Consider the following 16,161-nt stretch of genomic DNA (forward strand, 5'->3'; position numbering starts at 1 on the left):
CTGTCACGTGGGTTTCTTCCGTGATTGGCTCCTCGGCCCGGCCGCGTCTGCGACGAGCGGTCTGCTGTCCTGGCACTCGCCGCAGGACAGCATCCAGTCCCTGCTCGTCGCCGACGCGCTCCCGGTCGCCACGGATTCCGTCACCCGTGACGCGGCGCTGCGGGTGCCTGCCGTCGCCCGCGCGCACGACCTGATCTGCTCCGTGATCTCCGACATGCCCTGGTTCGAGTACGACGGCGACACGCGCGTGCCGGACCAGCCGCGATGGCTCACCACCAGTTCGACCGGGCTCCCGCCGCGCGACCTGCGCTGGGGCGTGACCAGCGACCTGTTCATGTCAGGATGGGCCGCGATCGGCTTCCAGCTCGACGGCGCCGGGCAGCCCATCGACGCGCTGCACATCCCGAAAGACCGCTGGTGGGCCGACGACGACGGACAGATCCACGTGCGCCCGGCCGCCGGCATGCAGCCCTACCTCGCCCGCGTCATCCCGATCCGCCTCGGTTACGGCTCCAACGGCATGCTCGTGAACGCGCTCTCCGACATCCTCGACGCGATCGGGATCCGCGACGCCTACCGCGACCGCATCAAGAACCCGATCGCGCTGACCATGCTCACCCTCGCCGCCGAGCGCTGGGACATGTGGACCAAGGAGGAGCGCGAGCAGTTCCGGCAGGGCTTCATCGCGGCCCGCTCCACCGAGGGCGGCGCGACCGGCCTGAAGCCCGACTGGGTGACGATCGACACCGCAGCCGGCCAGCTGCCCACCGACCTGTTCGAGTCCGGCCGCAACGGCAACCGCCTCGACCTCGCCAATCACGCCGGACTTCCCGCCTCGATCCTCGAGGGCGTCCGGCAGGGCGGATCCGGCGGCGGCACCGACATCAAGTACTCGGGCGTGCAGAACGGCGCGCAGCGCTCCGAGATCTGGGACTACGGGCTGTCCAAGTACGCGAGCGCGATCGCGGCCCGCCTGTCCCTGGACGACGTGTGCGCGCCCGGGCGGTCGATCCGCGTGGACACGTCCGCGTTCCTGACCGTCCCGACCCCGACCGAGCAGCAGACAAGCGAGGACTGACCATGCACGACATCACCATCCAGGGCGGCGAGATTCTCGCGAATCTCGATGACCGCTCCAGCACCGGGCTCCTGATCCCGTTCAACGAGGTGGGGCAGACCAGCTCCGGCCGGTTCACCGTGGAAGCCGGCTCGATCGAGCTTCCCGCGGATCCGTCCGTCGTCACCCTGAACCTCGACCACGACCGGTACCAGCCGGTCGGCCGCGCGACCCGCCTGTGGGAGACCGCGCAGGGCATCATGGCGACGTTCAGCTATGCCCGCACCCCGGCCGGTGACGCCGCCCTCGCCGACGCCACGAACCCCGCCGGCACCCGACGCGCGCTGTCCGCCGAGTTCAAGACCGACATCGACGCCGGCCGCGTCGCCCGCAACGGCATCCTCACCGGCGCCGCGCAGCTCGTCGCCGGCGCGTTCCGCTCCGCCCGCGTCCTCGCCGAGCTCGCCCCCACCGACCCCGCCGCGACGGACCCGGCAGCGCCCGTGACGACCAGCGAGGCGCGCGTGTCCGAGTACACCGACGAGAACGGCGACACGTGGGTGCGCAAGGTCGAGACGCAGACCGAGGCCGTCCAGATCGACGGCGGCACCCAGACCACCACGACGACCGTCGTGGAGGAGACGACCACCAACACCCAGGAGGAGGGCCTCATGGCCGTTCAGGAAACCGTCCAGGCCGGGGCCATCCCCGCCACCGCCGCCGCAGGCTCCGCGCCCGCTGCCGTGCTCGCCGCCCGCGCGCCGAGCATCCAGTCGATCGCGCAGGCGATCAGCGACCTCAAGTCGAACCGGCAGGATCAGAAGGCCGTCGAGGTGCTCGCCGCACTCTCCGACCTCACCCTGACCGGCGCCGGCTCCCTGCCCGGCGCCGCCCTCCAGCCGAACTGGATGGGGCTCCTGTCGGACGGCATCGCCTATGTGCAGGAGTACATCACCCTGTTCAACCCCGGCACCGAGATCTACGCCGGCGGCAAGAAGGGCTACAAGATGAAGCGCGGCACCCAGGCCGCGCCCATCAACGCCCCGTTCGACGGCGCGTGGGCCGGCAACAAGACCGCGATCAAGTCCTACCAGGGCTTCACCGAGACGCACACCTCGGTCCTGGACCGGTGGGCGATCGGTGAGGACATCGGCCGGGAGTTCTACGATCTGCCCGGCGGACTCGATTTCGTGCTCGCGTTCCTCACGTTCATCCAGGAGGACTTCCTGGTGTGGCAGGACGACCTCGCCCTGTCCTACACGGTCGCGACCGCGGGCGCCCCGATCGCCCCGGCCGGCGCGTACCTCGCCGACGCGAAGTACCCGAAGGCCCTCGGCCACCTCATCCAGGGCATCCTCGCCGTCCGCAAGCGCAAGACGGACGGGCGCCGCGACACCCCGACGTTCGCGATCATGAACGACCTCGACTTCGAGGAGCTGATCTATGCCGCCGGCGGCGAGCAGAACCTGCCCGCGTTCGTGTCCATCGCACTGTCCACCGCCGGCGCCGGCACCGTGGACGGGAACGTGCACGTCGTGAACGGCGACGTCGGCATCGAGGCCACCGGCGCGACCCTCGTCGGCGCGTCCTACGCGATCGACTTCGACCGCCCCGCCGGCGGCCTGCTCGAGGTGGACGCCCTCGACCTCGCCCGCGGTGGCGTGGACAAGGCCGCGCACGGCTACCTGCAGACGTTCGTGCGGCGCCCCGAGGCGCTCAAGCTCATCGGCGTCGCGGACGCCTGAGCCATGGTCACCTGGTACACCGCGGACAGCCCCGAGGCGCAGGCCCGCGTGCGCGCCGCCTGGGCGGACGCTCCGGTGCAGAACGCCGAGGTGCTCGGCATGCTGCTCACCGTCGCCAAGGACCAGGTGATCGCGTTCGCTCCGGAGCCGGCTCCCGTCCCTGACGGCGAGCCGGTTCCGGACCCACCCAACCGGTACGTGCTCGCGCAGCTCCAGCAGGCGAAGAACCTCTACACCGCGGGCACCGTCCGCTCGGGCGGCGAGTTCGGTGAAGGCGAGTTCTCGTACCAGCCGCGCCCGCTCGACAAGACCATCCGGACCACCATCCGGCCGGTGGACGGGAAACCCCATGCCCTCTGATCTGCGCGCCTACGTCAAGGGCGAAGTGATGCCGCTGCTCCCCGACACGTGGGAGTGGTCGGACACGATGCGCTCGCGCGACAGCGTGAACGTGACCACGGTCGTGTTCAAGCTGCTCGGCCTCGAACCGCTCGAGGTCGCACCGCTCGGGCACGTGCAGGCGCGGTGCGTGCTCACCATCATCACGCCGCTCTCGGACCCGGAGCAGGCAGAGCTCCAGGTGGATGACGACGTGCTCGCGCTCATCGTCGCCCTCGACCCGCACTCCACGATCGCGTGGGCCGATGCCCGCAAGGTCAAGGACGACCAGACCGACCGGCTCGCCTGGGATATCACCCTCACCACCATCATCACGAAGGAGAGCTGACAATGGCTCAGATTGCACTCAAGCCCTACGTTCTGCGCGACTGCACCGTGAACATCAAGGACGGCGCGACCGACATCGGCGACTTCGAGCTGCAGGTGTCCAAGGTCGAACTGGTACCGAGCACGAACGTGCAGGTCTGGAAGGGCCTCGCGCCGACCGCCGTCTACCAGGACATCGCGCAGCCCGAGTGGGTCGCGAACATCGACTACGCGCAGGACTTCGAGACGGCCAACTCGTGGGCGCAGTACAGCCTCGCGAACGTCGGCAAGAAGGTGACGATGAAGTTCACCCCGAAGAAGGGCGCCGGCCTCAAGGCCGCGACCGTGACCGTCACGCTGCTGCCCGGCGCGATCGGCGGCACGGTCGGCACGTTCGCGACCGGATCCGTGGCGCTGCCCGTGGACGGTCAGCCGGTCCTGGCCTGAACCATGGCGGGGCGCATCTCCCTCCTGGTCTCCCGGGACTTCCAGGTGCTCGTGCAGGCGGCACGATCCCTGCCCGGCGAGGTCCGCAAGCAACTCCGCGCGCAGACACGCCGCGTGATCGAGCCTGCGTTTCAGGAGGAGATGCGCTCCCGCGCCGGTACCCGCCTCGAGTCGCGCGTCCTGCTGGACACCGCACGGGTCGCGGTTCGGGACGACAACGTGATACTGCGCACCGCGACCATCGGCAAGGTCCACGGCACGCCCTCGAGCGTCCTCGCGTCCGGCACCGAGTTCGGCATGGACCCGGGCCGGATCGTCGCGACGCACAGCCGCAAGGGCAAGCCCTACAAGCGCCGCATCGGTCCCGTGTTCCGGAGCCGTGCGAAGCGAGGCCACGTGTTCTTCCCGTCCGTGCAGGCATTCATCCCCCGCGCGGGAGCGCTCATGTTCCAAACCGTCTACCGGACGGTCGCCGAGACGTTCGAGAAAGTGAGCAAGTGATGGCCGGGGGCTACCAGGTCGGCATCGCGTCCGAGACCAAAGCGTTCAAGCAGGGCATCGAATCCGGCGTGATCGACCCGCTCGAGGACGCACAGAAAGAGCTGCTCGACCTCGGCAAGAACAAGGGACCCGAGCAGCTCGAGCGATCCCTGAAGGACGCACAGAAGGCCACCGAGCGCCTCGGCGACGAGACCAAGGACACCGCCCGCGCGATCGAACGCGAGTTCCGGGACAGCTACCGCAAGGTCAAGGAGTCCTCCGAGGACGGCACCAGCAAGGCCCGCGAGAACATGTCCGAGGTCAAGCAGGAAGCCCTGCAGAACCTCTCCGAGGTCACCTCCTCGTTCAACGGCGACATGTCCTCGGTCACGGATCTCATCCAGGGCACCCTCGGCGGACTCGCCGGCAGCATCCCCGGCATCGGCCTGCTCGCCGGCGCCGCTGCGGTCGGTGTCGGCGCGATCGCCGCCGCGTTCGGTGCGAACGACGAAGCCGCCGAGCAGTCCCGGCAGCGGGCCGCAGAGTGGGCGCAGGCGTATATCGACGCCGGGTCACTGATCGTCAGCACGGCTACCCAGACGGCGAACGTCATGGCGATCTCGACCGACCCGGAGCGGTACAAGGAAGCGCAGGAGAACGCCAAGAACTGGGGCGTGGACGTGTCCACGGCCATGAACGCGATGGCGGGGAACGCGACCGCGCTGAGCGTCGCCCAGGATCAGCTCGCCGAAACCGACCGGCGTGTGCACGAAGAGCTGCAGGGCATGGGGACGCAGTACCAGGACATCGCCGACGACCTCGACGGATTCGCACAGCGAACCTTCCTCGGGAAGGAAGCGATGAAGCGCCTCACCGATGAGATGGACGCCGGCAAGGTCACCGCCTCACAGGTCTCCGAGTCCTTCAAGCGGATCGTTCAGGACTCGGCGGATGCCGCCGTCGAGGTTGACGAGCTCGGCAACAAGCTCATCACCCTGCCCGACAACACGCAGGTGTTCATCGACGCGCAGACCGGGCTCGCGTCCCAGGCGATTGCGAGATTCAAGGGCGACGCGGACGGCGCGATCGATCACGTGAACGGCCGGCAGGCGATCATCCGCGTCGGCGTCGATGACTCCGCATGGCGCAACTGGCAGCCGGTCGAGAAGAACGGTCGCGTCACCGCCTACATCGATAAGCAGGGCCTCGGAAGGCAGGTCTGGGACTAATGGCCACGACGATTCTGGCCGGCGCCACCATCATCACACCGCGGCTCGTGGAGGGCTACGAGGCGTCCCGTGAGGGCGGAACCATCGTGCACAAGATCCTCGGGCGCACGAGCCCCGACATCACGCTCCGCCCCGCGGGGACGCGCACGGGCACGCTCACGCTCCTGTTCACCGACGAGACCGCCGCGAACAACGCCTGGGCCGCGGTGTGCGCGAACGGCGTGCTCCAGCTGGTCTCCGACGAGCGCACCATCGGCATGACGTTCGTCGTGCCCGAAGGGCAGCAGATCGGATTCGCCCTCGACGACGCGACCCGCAATCACTGGCACGTCACCGTGCCGTTTCAGGAGATCACGCCGTGACCGTCTCGACCCACACCTACACCGCGACCCTCAGCGGCGCCCCGCCCGTGTCCCTGGGTATCAAGGGCGGTCGGGTCTTCCTCGACGCGTCGAAGTACCCGCACGTGTCCGCCACGATCGAAGTCGCGATCCCGGACCCGGCGCTGCTCCTGCAACTCGACCCGCGCGCCGGTCGCCGGGTGACCGTCCACGCGCAGGCCACGTTCCCGACATTCAGCCAGGACCGCATCTTCGACCTCGGGATCCGGCGGATGCAGCCGAGCCGCGCGAACGGCGACGCGACGCTGACGCTCGCCTCGGATGAGGCGCTGCTCGGCGACTACGCCCCCCTCGTCCTGGACGTCGGCGCGCGCGCCTACGAGGCGTCCCTGCGCGGCGTGTGCAACTACGTGCTCGGCAAGATCGGCGCGCACCTCGAGGCGGGCACCGAGGATGCCAACGTGACCGCGTACTGGGCCGTGACGAACCAGGTCGTGAACCCCCGTGCGGCGCTGACCGCGACGGGCTGGCAGCTCGGATCCGGGTCGTCCGCCCTGGCCCGCACCACCATGGCCGCGCCGCTCCCGCCGGTCGGGACGACCGCGATCCAGTGGACCGCCGCGGTCGGCACGTCGAACATCGTCCCGATCGCGGTCGGTACGTCCCGCATGCGCGTCGAGGCCGGCAAGTGGTACGTGTTCTCCGCCTATCTCTGCTCGGGCACCGCCCGCAACGCGCAGGCCGCGGTGCAGTTCTGGGCGGTCGGCGGTGTCTCCGCCGCGGCGACCGCCTATGGTGCCGTGGTCGCGAGCGACGCGACCGCGTTCCGCCGTGTCAGCGTGATCGCGCAGTGCCCGCCCGGCGCGACCGAGGCTGTCCCGTTCATCACGACCCTCGCCAACACTGCCGGGAACCTGCACTACGCGTCGTGCGCGCAGTGGTACGAGGGCCGCGAGCTCATCCCGTACTACGACGGCGCGACCGCGGCCGGCGGCGGCTACACCTACGAGTGGCAGGACCCGGCCAGCCCGCACGCCTCGGCCTCGACCCGCAAACCGAACATCGAACGGCCCCCGGCCCTGTTCGAGTGGCAGCCCGGCGTGTCCGCGATGGACTTCCTCGCCCCGCTCGTCCAGGCCAACGGGTACCGGCTCGTGTGCGACGGCGACCGGAAATGGACGCTCCGCGGCGCCGACCACACCGAGCCCGGCTCGATCTCGATCCGCCACGGCGTGAACCTGATCGACGCCGCCGAGGAAGCCAGCCGCGACGGCGACGACTGGTACGACGGGGCCGTGTTCCGCTACACGTGGACCGACGAGAACGGCATCGAGCAGACCCGCGACGACATCTACACCCTGCCCGGCGCGACCAAGATCATCCTCCGCAAGATCAACGCCGTCTACCCCGGCCCGGGCCGCGCCCAGTACGCGGTCCAGCGCGCCAAGGGCAAGGGCCGCACCCTCGACGTGACCGCCGTCGCGGACTGGTCCGCGGTCTGTGATGAGGTCCTCACCGTCATGTTCGAGGCCGACGAATACACCTGGACCGAGCAGCGCCGCAACTACATCACGAACTCGGCAATGGTCAACTCCACGACAGGCTGGTTCGCAGCGAGTGGGGCCGTATTCACGCCGACCGCGAACGGCACGCAAATCGACTGGGCTTCCGGCACGACGGCGGGAGTCGTGCAGATGATCGGCACTCAGCGACCCGTGGCTGCTCCGAACGACCCTTGGTCCGAGTCGCTGGAAGTGACGGTCCCCGCGGGCTATCCGCCGCTGACGATGCTGCTGCACCTCGTCGCGTACAACGCGTCGAGCGGGACGCTCTCGCCCCGCGGCGTCGGCACTGCAGTGACGATCAACCCAGGGACGACGCAGACGCTCACCGCCTCGCTGGCGTCGGCCCCGGCCGGCACTGCCAGCGTGAGCCTCTACTTCTACGCTTCGACAGCCATCCCGGCTGGTGCCCGCGCGGTCGTGCGCCGGGCGTCCATGGAGAAGACCCCCACGAACGGCGGCTACTTCGACGGCGGCACCGTGAGCCCGTCGCCCGAGCTCCGCTACCGGTGGCTCGGGACCGTGAACGCCTCGGCGAGCGTCGAGGAGCGACGCAACCCCGTCCAGGGTGTGCACGCCGGCACCGCCGAGGCGATCGAGTACGACCTCACCACCGACCGAATGACCATCCACTCCCGCACGATCGACGTGCCTGCCGGCGCGATCGACCTGCTCCCCGGCACGATCGACGCCCTGCCCGGCACGATCGACTCCCTCACCTGAAAGGACCCTCAGCATGGCTGCTGGAGATGACGCCCTCGCCGCCGGCATGGATCTCGTGCCCGGCACGGCCCTCGCCAACACGCTTGACACCGAGATCAACAAGACCCGGGACTACATCGCGCAGCGCACCGCCACGGTCACCCCGATCGCGAAGGGCGGTACCGGGGCGACGACCGCGCCCGCCGCGCGCACGGCGCTCGGCATCGAGCTCGCCGCGATCGGATCCGTCGAGGTCAACAAGATCCCGTCCTACACCGCCGCCGGCCGGCTCGTCACGAACACGCCCGCCGCGCGCGCCGACGTCGCGAACAAGGCCTACGTGGACGCCGTGATCGGCGCACCCGAGCTCTGGTTCAACAAGGTCAACGTGCAGGGCAAGCTCTACGCCCTCGGCGCCACCGCGGCCGTGTCCGGATACACCATCGCGTACATCGACGGCGACGGTCAGGTGTCCAAGGGTGCGTCCTCCGAACGCTACAAGGAAGACATCCAGCCGCTCGACCCGGCCGCGCTCGGCGACATCTGGCCCGTGCTGCACTCCTACCGGATGGCCGGCGGCGACGGATCCGCCCGCATCGGGTACATCGCCGAACGCCTCGCCGAGAACCCCGACACCGCCCCGTTCGTCGTCTACGCCGACATCAACGGCGAGACCCTGCCCGACAGCATCGACTTCATCGGGCTCCTCATCGCACAGAACGCGCAGCTGCACCAGGCGCTCGACCTCCTCGCGCAGCGCCTCGACACACTGGAGGGGCGAGCATGACCACCGACCTCGGGTACGAGCGCGGCTGGGCATCCGACGAGGCCGCCGCCTCGATCTTCCGTATCGATCATCAGCTCGGCGATCCGGCGCAGATCACCGAGGCCGGACGCTCCATTGAGGACGCGGACAAGAACTATGCCGCATACCGCGCCTACGTCGAGGGTCGCGGGCCGTGGGCACCACTGGCGCTCCCCGGCAGTAAATCCGTGCACTGCAAGGGCTACGCCGCCGACACCAACGCCTACACCGACCCGCACGAGGACGCCGTGTGGACGGACAACGGCTGGATCCAGACCGCCCGCTACGACGACCCCGACGAGGACGAACCGTGGCACCGCGAGTACTTCCGCGACCGTGACAACCACCGCAACGACCCCACCCCCACCACCATCGAGAGTCCCGAGGAGGACGACATGAAGGACAAGTACTGCTGGACGCGCCGCAACGACGGCGTGATCGTGAACGCGATCTACAACACCGTGAGCGGCTACTGGCAGGTGTTCGAGTCCAACGACGGTGCGTACAACACCGCCAAGGCGCAGGGCCACGACCTCGCCGGCCCCACGTTCGAGGTCTCCGCGTCCGACTTCGCGTCCATCGAGGCCGCGTGCAAGGCCGTCCGCGAGGGCAAGGCATGAGCGAGACCACCGAGACCCTCGTCGCGCGGATCGATGAGCGCCTCGTCGCCGTCGAGCGCGACATCAAGGAGATCAAGGCGTCCATCCGGCCCGCGTGGCCCATGGTCGTCGCCGCCGTCGCGGCCGTCGCCGCATTCGCCGTCAACCTCGTCCCCAAGCTCTAGGAGATACCCACCATGGCAACCACACCCGAGCAGCGCGCCGCCGTCCGCGAGGCCCTCATCGCGGCCGGCGTCCTCGACGCCGAGCCCACGACGCGCGCCGAGGCCAAGCAGCGCGCGACCCAGACCCCGAACCGGTGGATCCCGTCGCCCGACGCGCGCCGCTGGCTCTACGGCGTCCTCGTCGCCCTCGCCGGCGTCGGCGTGGGGTACGGCATCATCACCGCCGAACAGGGCGGGCTCTGGTTATCCCTCGGCAGCGCCGTGCTCGGCACCGGCCCGCTCATCGCGGGCCGCAACGTCCCGCGCGACTGACCCTGTGAGGGTCGTCCACGACGACAGCAGCCAGCGCAGCCCCGAGAGGATCAGCGCGGCGCCGAGCGCAGTGAGCCCGATGCTCTGAGCGACAGCCGAGGTGGTCAGTACTGCGATCTTCGCGTCGCCGTACTGACCACCTGCTGCGCCAGCGGTGAACAGCCACACGATGATGCCGGCGAGCGCGAGCACCCAGGCCATGACGGAGAACGGATTCATCGAGTAGCGATCCTTCATGCCGCGACCCTATCGCGCGGGAGGATGACTGTCGCGTTCGCGACCCGCCGGCGCGAGTCGTCGTCCAGGTGTAGGTATCGCTGCGTGGTCGCAAGGCTCGCGTGTCCGAGCATGTCCTGCACGCCGCGCAGGTCGCCGGTCGCGCGGTACGCGGCGGTCGCTCCGGCATGGCGCAGGCTGTGGGGGTTCCAACCGGTCACGCGCTTGATGATCTTGTGCACCGATTGCGGGTGCAGGTGCCCGTCTGTTTCGCCCGGGAAGTACGGGCCGCGAGGTAGCAGCCGCTCGAGGAGCAGGAGCGCGTCCATGAGCGGCTCGTTGACGTACACGACCCGGTCCTTGTCGCCCTTGCCGCGGATCCGGAGCACGTCGTCGGCGCGGTGGCGCATGTCGAGTGTGGCGATCTCGCTGAGTCGCAGGCAGGCGTACCGGCCGAGCATCACGAGCGCTCGATCTCGTGGTGTCGCGGCCGCGATCGCGGTCGTCACTGCGGCGTCGGGAGCAACCTTCGGCATCCGAGCCCGCACCGGGATCGGGTCCAGGAGCGTGGTCGGGTCGGCGAGCACGTACCGCTTCGCGACCGCCCAGCGGTAGAACAGACGCCAGCTGGCGAGGATCGAGTGTCGCGTGTCGGCGGCGAGGTGCCTCGTGCGGGCGAGCGCGTCCTCGAGGTGGTCCTGCCCGGCGAGCGTGAGCTGCACTCGCCGGGCGAGCTGGCGCACGTGGCGCAGCCGGAGCTTAACGGTTCCCTCGGCGCGGTAGCTCGCGAGCATCCACACCTCGAACAGGGCGATGATCTGGTCATTGTTCAAGTGGATCATCCCCTCATTCATGCGGAATGCGGAATGCCGCGTGATCTGCTAGGCGCGGAGGGCGCTCAGCGCGGCGCTCTGTTCAGCGAACGTCGGGCGAGAGTCGCGGAGCTCCGCGAGGTACTGGGCGTAGTCGCGAGCCCGCGCGATCTCGCCCTGCAGGACGCACCGCGCGATCGTCATCTCTACGGCCTCGATCTGGTCCAGCGTGACACCCATCAGCTCGCCTTCCGCCGCGACGCGAGATCCACGATGGGCTTGAAACCGGCAGGTTCTTGGTTCGAGTCCAAGCCGGGGAGCCAATCGAAGGCGTCACATCCCAGTGTTTTCTAGGGAAGTGACGCCTTCGCTCATGTCAGGCACATCACGCAAATGGGCCTCTACCGGCCAGAAACCGGCCAAAAACTCCCGAAATCAGGGTGCTGAGGAAACGCCCCGGCGGTTGATACGTGTTCGCGCTCACGACCGCGGACCGATAGCCGACCGATACGGGTATGTGATCGGTATGGGCACGAACAACAGCACCGAAACGAGCGCAACCGGGCTCCCCCCGAGGGTGGAGCTCCCCGCTCTCCTGACCAAGGCCGAAGTAGCCGACTACTTCGGCGTCTCCGTCCGGACGGTCGACGAATGGCGTGCGCACAAGCGCGGACCGAGCGCGATCAAGATCGGCAAGCACCTCCGGTGGACCGCCGCGTCGATCGTCGCGTTCATCGAACGGCAGGAGCAGGACGTTGCCTAGGCCGCGCAAGCAGCCCGGTGAGTTCGGGACCATCCGTACGCGCCTGGAAGGCGGGGTGTACCGGAGCCGGGTGACCATCCGCGATGGCGCCGGCGAAGCCCATCGGATCAGCGGGTGGGGTACAACCGCTGCCGACGCTGAGGAAGACCTTCGCGCGATTGCGAGCAAGATCTGGTCAGGCATGTTCGTCCCGCTCGTCGAAGCATCAACGACGGAACAGCTGGCGATGCTCTGGCTGGCGGATGTCGATCAGCGGGCGGACGACTCGATCGAGCAATCCAGCCGTGAGGCATACCACCAGCGAGTGAAGAACAACATCCTCCCATACATCGGAGCCGTGCCCATCGGCTCACTCACACCAGGATTCATCCACAACCTGCTCCAGCGTCTCGCCCGCGAACGCTCCTACAGCTTCGCATCCGTCACCCGAAAGACCCTGTCCGGGATGCTCTCCTACGCCGTGCTCAACGGGGTGATCGACCGTAGCCCGATGAGTGACGTGCCGAAGATCCGCAACAACTCCCCCAAGGCGAAGATCCAGCTTGAGGAGGATCAGGTCATGCTCATCATCGGGCTGATCCGCGAGTGGGGGCGCCCGAACTTCACCGGCACGGGCGGCACGCGCCCGAACGTCCGTGCGATGGAGGACTTCATCCTCATCACGCTCGGCACCTCCCTGCGCCCGGGTGAGGTGCTCGGTCTAACCCTCGACGATGTGAGCCTCATCGACCGGCCAGCGCGGGTGAGCCTGAGCGGCAACGTGAACCGGACGAAAAAGTTCAAGAACATCCGCAAGGACCACCCAAAGGGCCGAGGTCAGGAACGGCGGATGGTCGTGCCCGCGTACACGGACGCGACCCTGCGACGGCTCGTCGCGACGTACAAGCCGAACCCGGACCAGCTGCTGCTGCCGACGAAGAAGGGCACCCCGATGACGGTCAACTACATCGACCGTCTCTTCCGGACGTTCCGCGACCAACACCGGGAACTGCTCACCCAGGTCGGCGTGGACGTCGACCTGCTCGTCCCGTACGCACTCCGGAAGACCGTCGCGTCGGTCGTGAACGAAGGTGGCGGCGCGGAGCTCGCGGCGAAGGTCCTCGGCCACGCAGACGTGCGGATCACGAAGAAGCACTACATCAAGGAGATCCGGGACGTGGACCCCGAAGCCGCGAAAATCCTCGACCGGGCGTTTGCGCGCCTGGGCGCCGCGATGGAAGGACGGGCGTCCTCCCTCGACTTCGAACCGGGTATGTGACAGGTATGAGTTCACGACGGCTGGACGATTCGCGCTTCCGCGCGCGCGTCAACCAGATCATCAACTTCCGTCACCAGCACGGCCGGTTCCCGACCCGGTACGCGGAGAGCGACACCGAGCGCTCCCTCGCCTACTTCCTGCAGCGGATCCGCCAGTCGGACCGGGGCAAGGCGACGGACATCCCGCTCACCGCCGATCGCGTGGAACACCTGAATTCGGTGCTCCCGGGCTGGCGCGGCCGCGGCCCCCACCACACGATGGACGAGAACATCGACCGGCTCGGCGCGTTCGTCGTCCACCAGGGATTACTGCCCCGCCATCAGGCCGAGGGCGGCGAGGAGCGCGCGCTGTCCACCTTCCTGGCACGAGCCCGTGCGATCGCCGAAGGACGCGCCCGCGGCACCTTCACCCCGGCGCAGATGAAGCGCCTGGACGAGAACGCCCCCGGGTGGCGGCTCACGGCACGGGAACGTACGAAGACGTCCGCCAGCACCCGGTGACGCGGGTCCGGGCGCCAGCAAGGCATTAGCGGGCCGCTACGGGCCGCAGCCGCTGGAGCCGATGCGTGATCCGTGGCACGCTGGAGCGCATGCTCGAGCAGTCTCCCGTCACGCTCCCGGCCAGCAACCGGGAATCCATCGGCGCGTTCCTCGCCTCCGCGCGCAAGGGCGGCCGGCTGACGCAGCGAGATGTGGAGTCCGCCAGCCGGATGCCCCAAGGTCGGATCAGCCGCATCGAACGCGGTGCAGCGAAGCCAGGCCTCGACGAGCTCGTGCACCTCGCCGACGTCCTCGGTATCGACGTCGAGATCGTCTTCACCGAACGAGAGCACTGACCGCCGACGCATATAGGCCCCGGACTCCGACTACCGGATTCCGGAGCTGCGCGTGATGAGGGATTCCAGGTCGACGTGGATGATCGGCATCCCGCGGTCCCGCGCCTTGCGCACACACGATGCGGTCCCGCCTGTCGTGACCCGGGGATCCCAGACGGCGACGACGAGGTCAGCGTCGTTCAGCATTGCGTCGTTTCGAGCGTGAAGCGCCCGCACGGAATACGCATCAGCGACGACCACCTCGCGTGCGGCCCGACTCCGGAGTTCGTTCCACTCAGACCGTTGCGCGTCCGACCAGAGTTCAGCCTGCTGCGGGAAGGGCACGAAAGACCACAGCGGCACGCCGGCGTTCAGAACGGCGTGGGCCCAATCGGTATCGGCGCCCAGCGCCATACCTGAGATGCCCACTTCCATCCCGTACACGGCCGTGAGCTTCTGTGCCACGCGCTCAAGCTCAGTCCTGCTGTGGCGCTGCTGGTGCGCGCTCATCAGCTTTGGCCTGTGACCGGTGACCATGACCCGCGGGAAGGACCGCACGTTGTCACCCACAGACGATTGGCTGGATCCGGTGCGGTCAGCGCCGCACTCGCCATTAGGGATCATCGACCGAGGTCCTTGTCGATCTCGTCCCAGGTCATGCTGTCCCAGGATTCGAGGGCAGCTGCTGGGGGTTCGAGCTTGGCGCGGGTGAGCACGGTCTCCCAGTCGCCGTTGTACTCGCTGACCCGATGGTCTTTGACCGTCCCGGATGTGATCGATACGCGTGAGCCCTGGTCTGGCGTCCAGTTGATGTGCTTGCCTCCGGGCGTCGTGTAACTGCCGCTGAGGAAGCCGGTGCACTTCCAGTAGAGGACGTGACCGTCGTCGTCCATCATGCTGACGTGCAGTGGCGCGCCGTACCCGTAGTCGTGACCGCGGTGGACGGACAGGATCGTCGCTTCGACGCCGACGCCTTTGAGTTTCGTTCCGACGGGCGCAAGGAACTCCTGCTTCTTCATCGCGTCACGGGTGCTCTTCGATTCCTCCTCGATTGCGCGGCGGAGCTCACGTGCCTTGTGGCTCCGGTACGACGACACCGCGGACGCGACGATCGGCACATGCTTGCGGCTGATAAGACGCAGGCCGTCCTCGTCGGTGGCGAGCGCCTTGACGAGGTTGTCCATGTAACTGCTCCGGTCATGGTCCGCCACCGCTGCCTCAGCATCGATCCACGCGAAGACCTCTGCGATCTCAGCCTTCTCGGCGTCGGTGAGTTCCGCGTGCCGGGCGCCATGCTCCGCGAGCCGGCCCAGGACCTTGACTGCGGTCGGCATCTCATGGAACCCCGCTTTCGACTTCGACAGGTACCCGCCGTCCTCGGCGACGACCCGCATGGTGAGCGCCAGAACATCGTCGGCGCTGCTGATCGATGTCCCGTCGGGAAGCCCGCCCCACGACTCGAGGTCATCCTCGTCGACGCGAAGGTCCTCCAGCATGGTGTCGTCGGTTAGCGCCCACAGCCCCGCGGGCTTCACTCCGAGGAACAGTTCGAGGCAGTTGGATCCCACCTGCTTCGTCTCCCCGGTGGTGGGGCTGGTGACGACGAACACCTTCGACCTCGCCCGTCGGTGCCCGCAGTGCTCGCACAGCAGTAGGTCCCGCCCGTCGTCGCTGGCGCCGACGACAGGTTCCGCGCCGTGCGTGTAATGGGAGATGACCTTCCCGTTCGCTGCCTGTTCATGCACGCCGTCGAACTTCCAGTCGCCGGCGCTGATCCGGGGTGTGTTCAGCTGCACGTCGTTCGTCTCGCACGTCTCGCCGCTGCGCGGGTTCGTGACGATCCGGGGTGTGATCGTGTAGGTGAAGCGCTCGGTGACGCCGGCCCTGGCGAGCCGTTCGTTCGCCTTGCCCACGCGAATGCGGAGCGCACCGATGTTCTGGGTAGGGATCGAGTAGACGTACGGCCGCAGTCCAGACTCCGGCTCCGGGGCGTCGAGCTCATCGTCGAGCTCCGGCGCGCTGCGCGCATGCTCGATGAACTGCCCGCCGTCGATGCCAGCACCGCGGTGATGGTTCCCGTGGACGTCGATCGTGGTCATATCTTCCATACGCGCGGCGGATCCTGGGTT

The 16,161-nt window shown here is 68.4% G+C and carries 22 protein-coding genes; 17 read left to right on the forward strand and 5 right to left on the reverse strand.

All coding sequences use genetic code 11. From position 1 onward, the window contains the following. Positions 1-7: 7 nt before the first annotated feature. From ACYQ1L_RS09870 to ACYQ1L_RS09930, 13 genes are read left to right on the forward strand one after another with little or no spacing between them, the layout of a single operon-like run. Positions 8-1,078: a hypothetical protein gene (locus ACYQ1L_RS09870; protein ID WP_460003992.1), complete on the forward strand. Its 1,071-nt coding sequence runs from the start codon at positions 8-10 to the stop codon at positions 1,076-1,078. A 2-nt stretch (positions 1,079-1,080) separates the two neighbouring features. Next, positions 1,081-2,802 carry a hypothetical protein gene (locus ACYQ1L_RS09875; protein WP_460003993.1) on the forward strand — a complete coding sequence of 574 codons (1,722 nt, stop codon included), beginning with the start codon at positions 1,081-1,083 and terminating at the stop codon, positions 2,800-2,802. Positions 2,803-2,805: 3 nt separating this feature from the next. Continuing rightward, positions 2,806-3,162 (forward strand): hypothetical protein, encoded by a 357-nt coding sequence (locus ACYQ1L_RS09880; RefSeq protein ID WP_460003994.1) that lies wholly within the window; start codon positions 2,806-2,808, stop codon positions 3,160-3,162. Continuing rightward, complete coding sequence (locus ACYQ1L_RS09885; protein ID WP_460003995.1) at positions 3,152-3,529, forward strand: hypothetical protein; 378 nt, start codon at positions 3,152-3,154, stop codon at positions 3,527-3,529. The genes ACYQ1L_RS09880 and ACYQ1L_RS09885 overlap by 11 nt, the downstream gene beginning before the upstream one ends. A gap of 2 nt (positions 3,530-3,531) precedes the next feature. Continuing rightward, positions 3,532-3,954 (forward strand): hypothetical protein, encoded by a 423-nt coding sequence (locus ACYQ1L_RS09890; RefSeq protein WP_460003996.1) that lies wholly within the window; start codon positions 3,532-3,534, stop codon positions 3,952-3,954. Positions 3,955-3,957: 3 nt separating this feature from the next. Continuing rightward, positions 3,958-4,455 (forward strand): hypothetical protein, encoded by a 498-nt coding sequence (locus tag ACYQ1L_RS09895; protein ID WP_460003997.1) that lies wholly within the window; start codon positions 3,958-3,960, stop codon positions 4,453-4,455. Beyond that, positions 4,452-5,663, forward strand: coding sequence for a hypothetical protein (locus tag ACYQ1L_RS09900; RefSeq protein ID WP_460003998.1), 1,212 nt, complete (start codon positions 4,452-4,454; stop codon positions 5,661-5,663). The genes ACYQ1L_RS09895 and ACYQ1L_RS09900 overlap by 4 nt, the downstream gene beginning before the upstream one ends. Then, on the forward strand, positions 5,663-6,025 hold the full coding sequence (locus ACYQ1L_RS09905) for a hypothetical protein (RefSeq protein WP_460003999.1): 363 nt from the start codon (positions 5,663-5,665) through the stop codon (positions 6,023-6,025). The genes ACYQ1L_RS09900 and ACYQ1L_RS09905 overlap by 1 nt, the downstream gene beginning before the upstream one ends. After that, a complete protein-coding gene (locus tag ACYQ1L_RS09910; protein ID WP_460004000.1) occupies positions 6,022-8,289 on the forward strand; it encodes a hypothetical protein in 2,268 nt (755 codons plus the stop codon). Before ACYQ1L_RS09905 ends, ACYQ1L_RS09910 begins: the two co-directional genes overlap by 4 nt. A gap of 13 nt (positions 8,290-8,302) precedes the next feature. Continuing rightward, the gene (locus ACYQ1L_RS09915) at positions 8,303-9,055 is read left to right on the forward strand and encodes a tail fiber domain-containing protein (protein ID WP_460004001.1); all 753 of its coding nucleotides are present in this window, start codon (positions 8,303-8,305) and stop codon (positions 9,053-9,055) included. Further along, positions 9,052-9,693: a M15 family metallopeptidase domain-containing protein gene (locus ACYQ1L_RS09920; protein ID WP_460004002.1), complete on the forward strand. Its 642-nt coding sequence runs from the start codon at positions 9,052-9,054 to the stop codon at positions 9,691-9,693. The genes ACYQ1L_RS09915 and ACYQ1L_RS09920 overlap by 4 nt, the downstream gene beginning before the upstream one ends. Next, positions 9,690-9,857, forward strand: a complete 168-nt coding sequence (locus ACYQ1L_RS09925; protein ID WP_460004003.1) for a hypothetical protein — start codon at positions 9,690-9,692, stop codon at positions 9,855-9,857. Before ACYQ1L_RS09920 ends, ACYQ1L_RS09925 begins: the two co-directional genes overlap by 4 nt. A 12-nt stretch (positions 9,858-9,869) precedes the next feature. Continuing rightward, positions 9,870-10,169, forward strand: coding sequence for a hypothetical protein (locus ACYQ1L_RS09930; protein ID WP_460004004.1), 300 nt, complete (start codon positions 9,870-9,872; stop codon positions 10,167-10,169). Here ACYQ1L_RS09930 and ACYQ1L_RS09935 read toward each other — a convergent pair. From ACYQ1L_RS09935 to ACYQ1L_RS09945, 3 genes are read right to left on the reverse strand one after another with little or no spacing between them, the layout of a single operon-like run. Further along, positions 10,101-10,406: a hypothetical protein gene (locus ACYQ1L_RS09935; RefSeq protein ID WP_460004005.1), complete on the reverse strand. Its 306-nt coding sequence runs from the start codon at positions 10,404-10,406 to the stop codon at positions 10,101-10,103. The genes ACYQ1L_RS09930 and ACYQ1L_RS09935 overlap by 69 nt on opposite strands. Continuing rightward, entirely contained in the window at positions 10,403-11,227 is an 825-nt protein-coding gene (locus tag ACYQ1L_RS09940) for a tyrosine-type recombinase/integrase (RefSeq protein WP_460004006.1), read from the reverse strand. The genes ACYQ1L_RS09935 and ACYQ1L_RS09940 overlap by 4 nt, the downstream gene beginning before the upstream one ends. A gap of 39 nt (positions 11,228-11,266) precedes the next feature. Further along, positions 11,267-11,437 carry a hypothetical protein gene (locus tag ACYQ1L_RS09945; protein WP_460004007.1) on the reverse strand — a complete coding sequence of 57 codons (171 nt, stop codon included), beginning with the start codon at positions 11,435-11,437 and terminating at the stop codon, positions 11,267-11,269. Between the two features lie 286 nt (positions 11,438-11,723). Between ACYQ1L_RS09945 and ACYQ1L_RS09950 the strand changes: the two genes are divergently transcribed. From ACYQ1L_RS09950 to ACYQ1L_RS09965, 4 genes are all read left to right on the forward strand, one after another. After that, positions 11,724-11,960, forward strand: coding sequence for a helix-turn-helix transcriptional regulator (locus tag ACYQ1L_RS09950; protein ID WP_460004008.1), 237 nt, complete (start codon positions 11,724-11,726; stop codon positions 11,958-11,960). A 181-nt stretch (positions 11,961-12,141) separates the two neighbouring features. Continuing rightward, complete coding sequence (locus ACYQ1L_RS09955; protein ID WP_460004009.1) at positions 12,142-13,218, forward strand: tyrosine-type recombinase/integrase; 1,077 nt, start codon at positions 12,142-12,144, stop codon at positions 13,216-13,218. A 5-nt stretch (positions 13,219-13,223) separates the two neighbouring features. Next, complete coding sequence (locus ACYQ1L_RS09960) at positions 13,224-13,718, forward strand: hypothetical protein (RefSeq protein WP_460004010.1); 495 nt, start codon at positions 13,224-13,226, stop codon at positions 13,716-13,718. 65 nt (positions 13,719-13,783) lie between these two features. Continuing rightward, on the forward strand, positions 13,784-14,053 hold the full coding sequence (locus tag ACYQ1L_RS09965) for a helix-turn-helix domain-containing protein (protein ID WP_460004011.1): 270 nt from the start codon (positions 13,784-13,786) through the stop codon (positions 14,051-14,053). A gap of 30 nt (positions 14,054-14,083) precedes the next feature. On the opposite strand, the gene ACYQ1L_RS09970 is transcribed toward ACYQ1L_RS09965, so the two are convergent. Both ACYQ1L_RS09970 and ACYQ1L_RS09975 read right to left on the reverse strand, forming a co-directional pair. Next, a complete protein-coding gene (locus tag ACYQ1L_RS09970) occupies positions 14,084-14,497 on the reverse strand; it encodes a hypothetical protein (protein WP_488199506.1) in 414 nt (137 codons plus the stop codon). A 155-nt stretch (positions 14,498-14,652) separates the two neighbouring features. Continuing rightward, entirely contained in the window at positions 14,653-16,140 is a 1,488-nt protein-coding gene (locus ACYQ1L_RS09975) for a hypothetical protein (RefSeq protein WP_460004013.1), read from the reverse strand. Positions 16,141-16,161 lie beyond the last annotated feature (21 nt).

This window comes from Microbacterium xylanilyticum, from assembly GCF_054654695.1.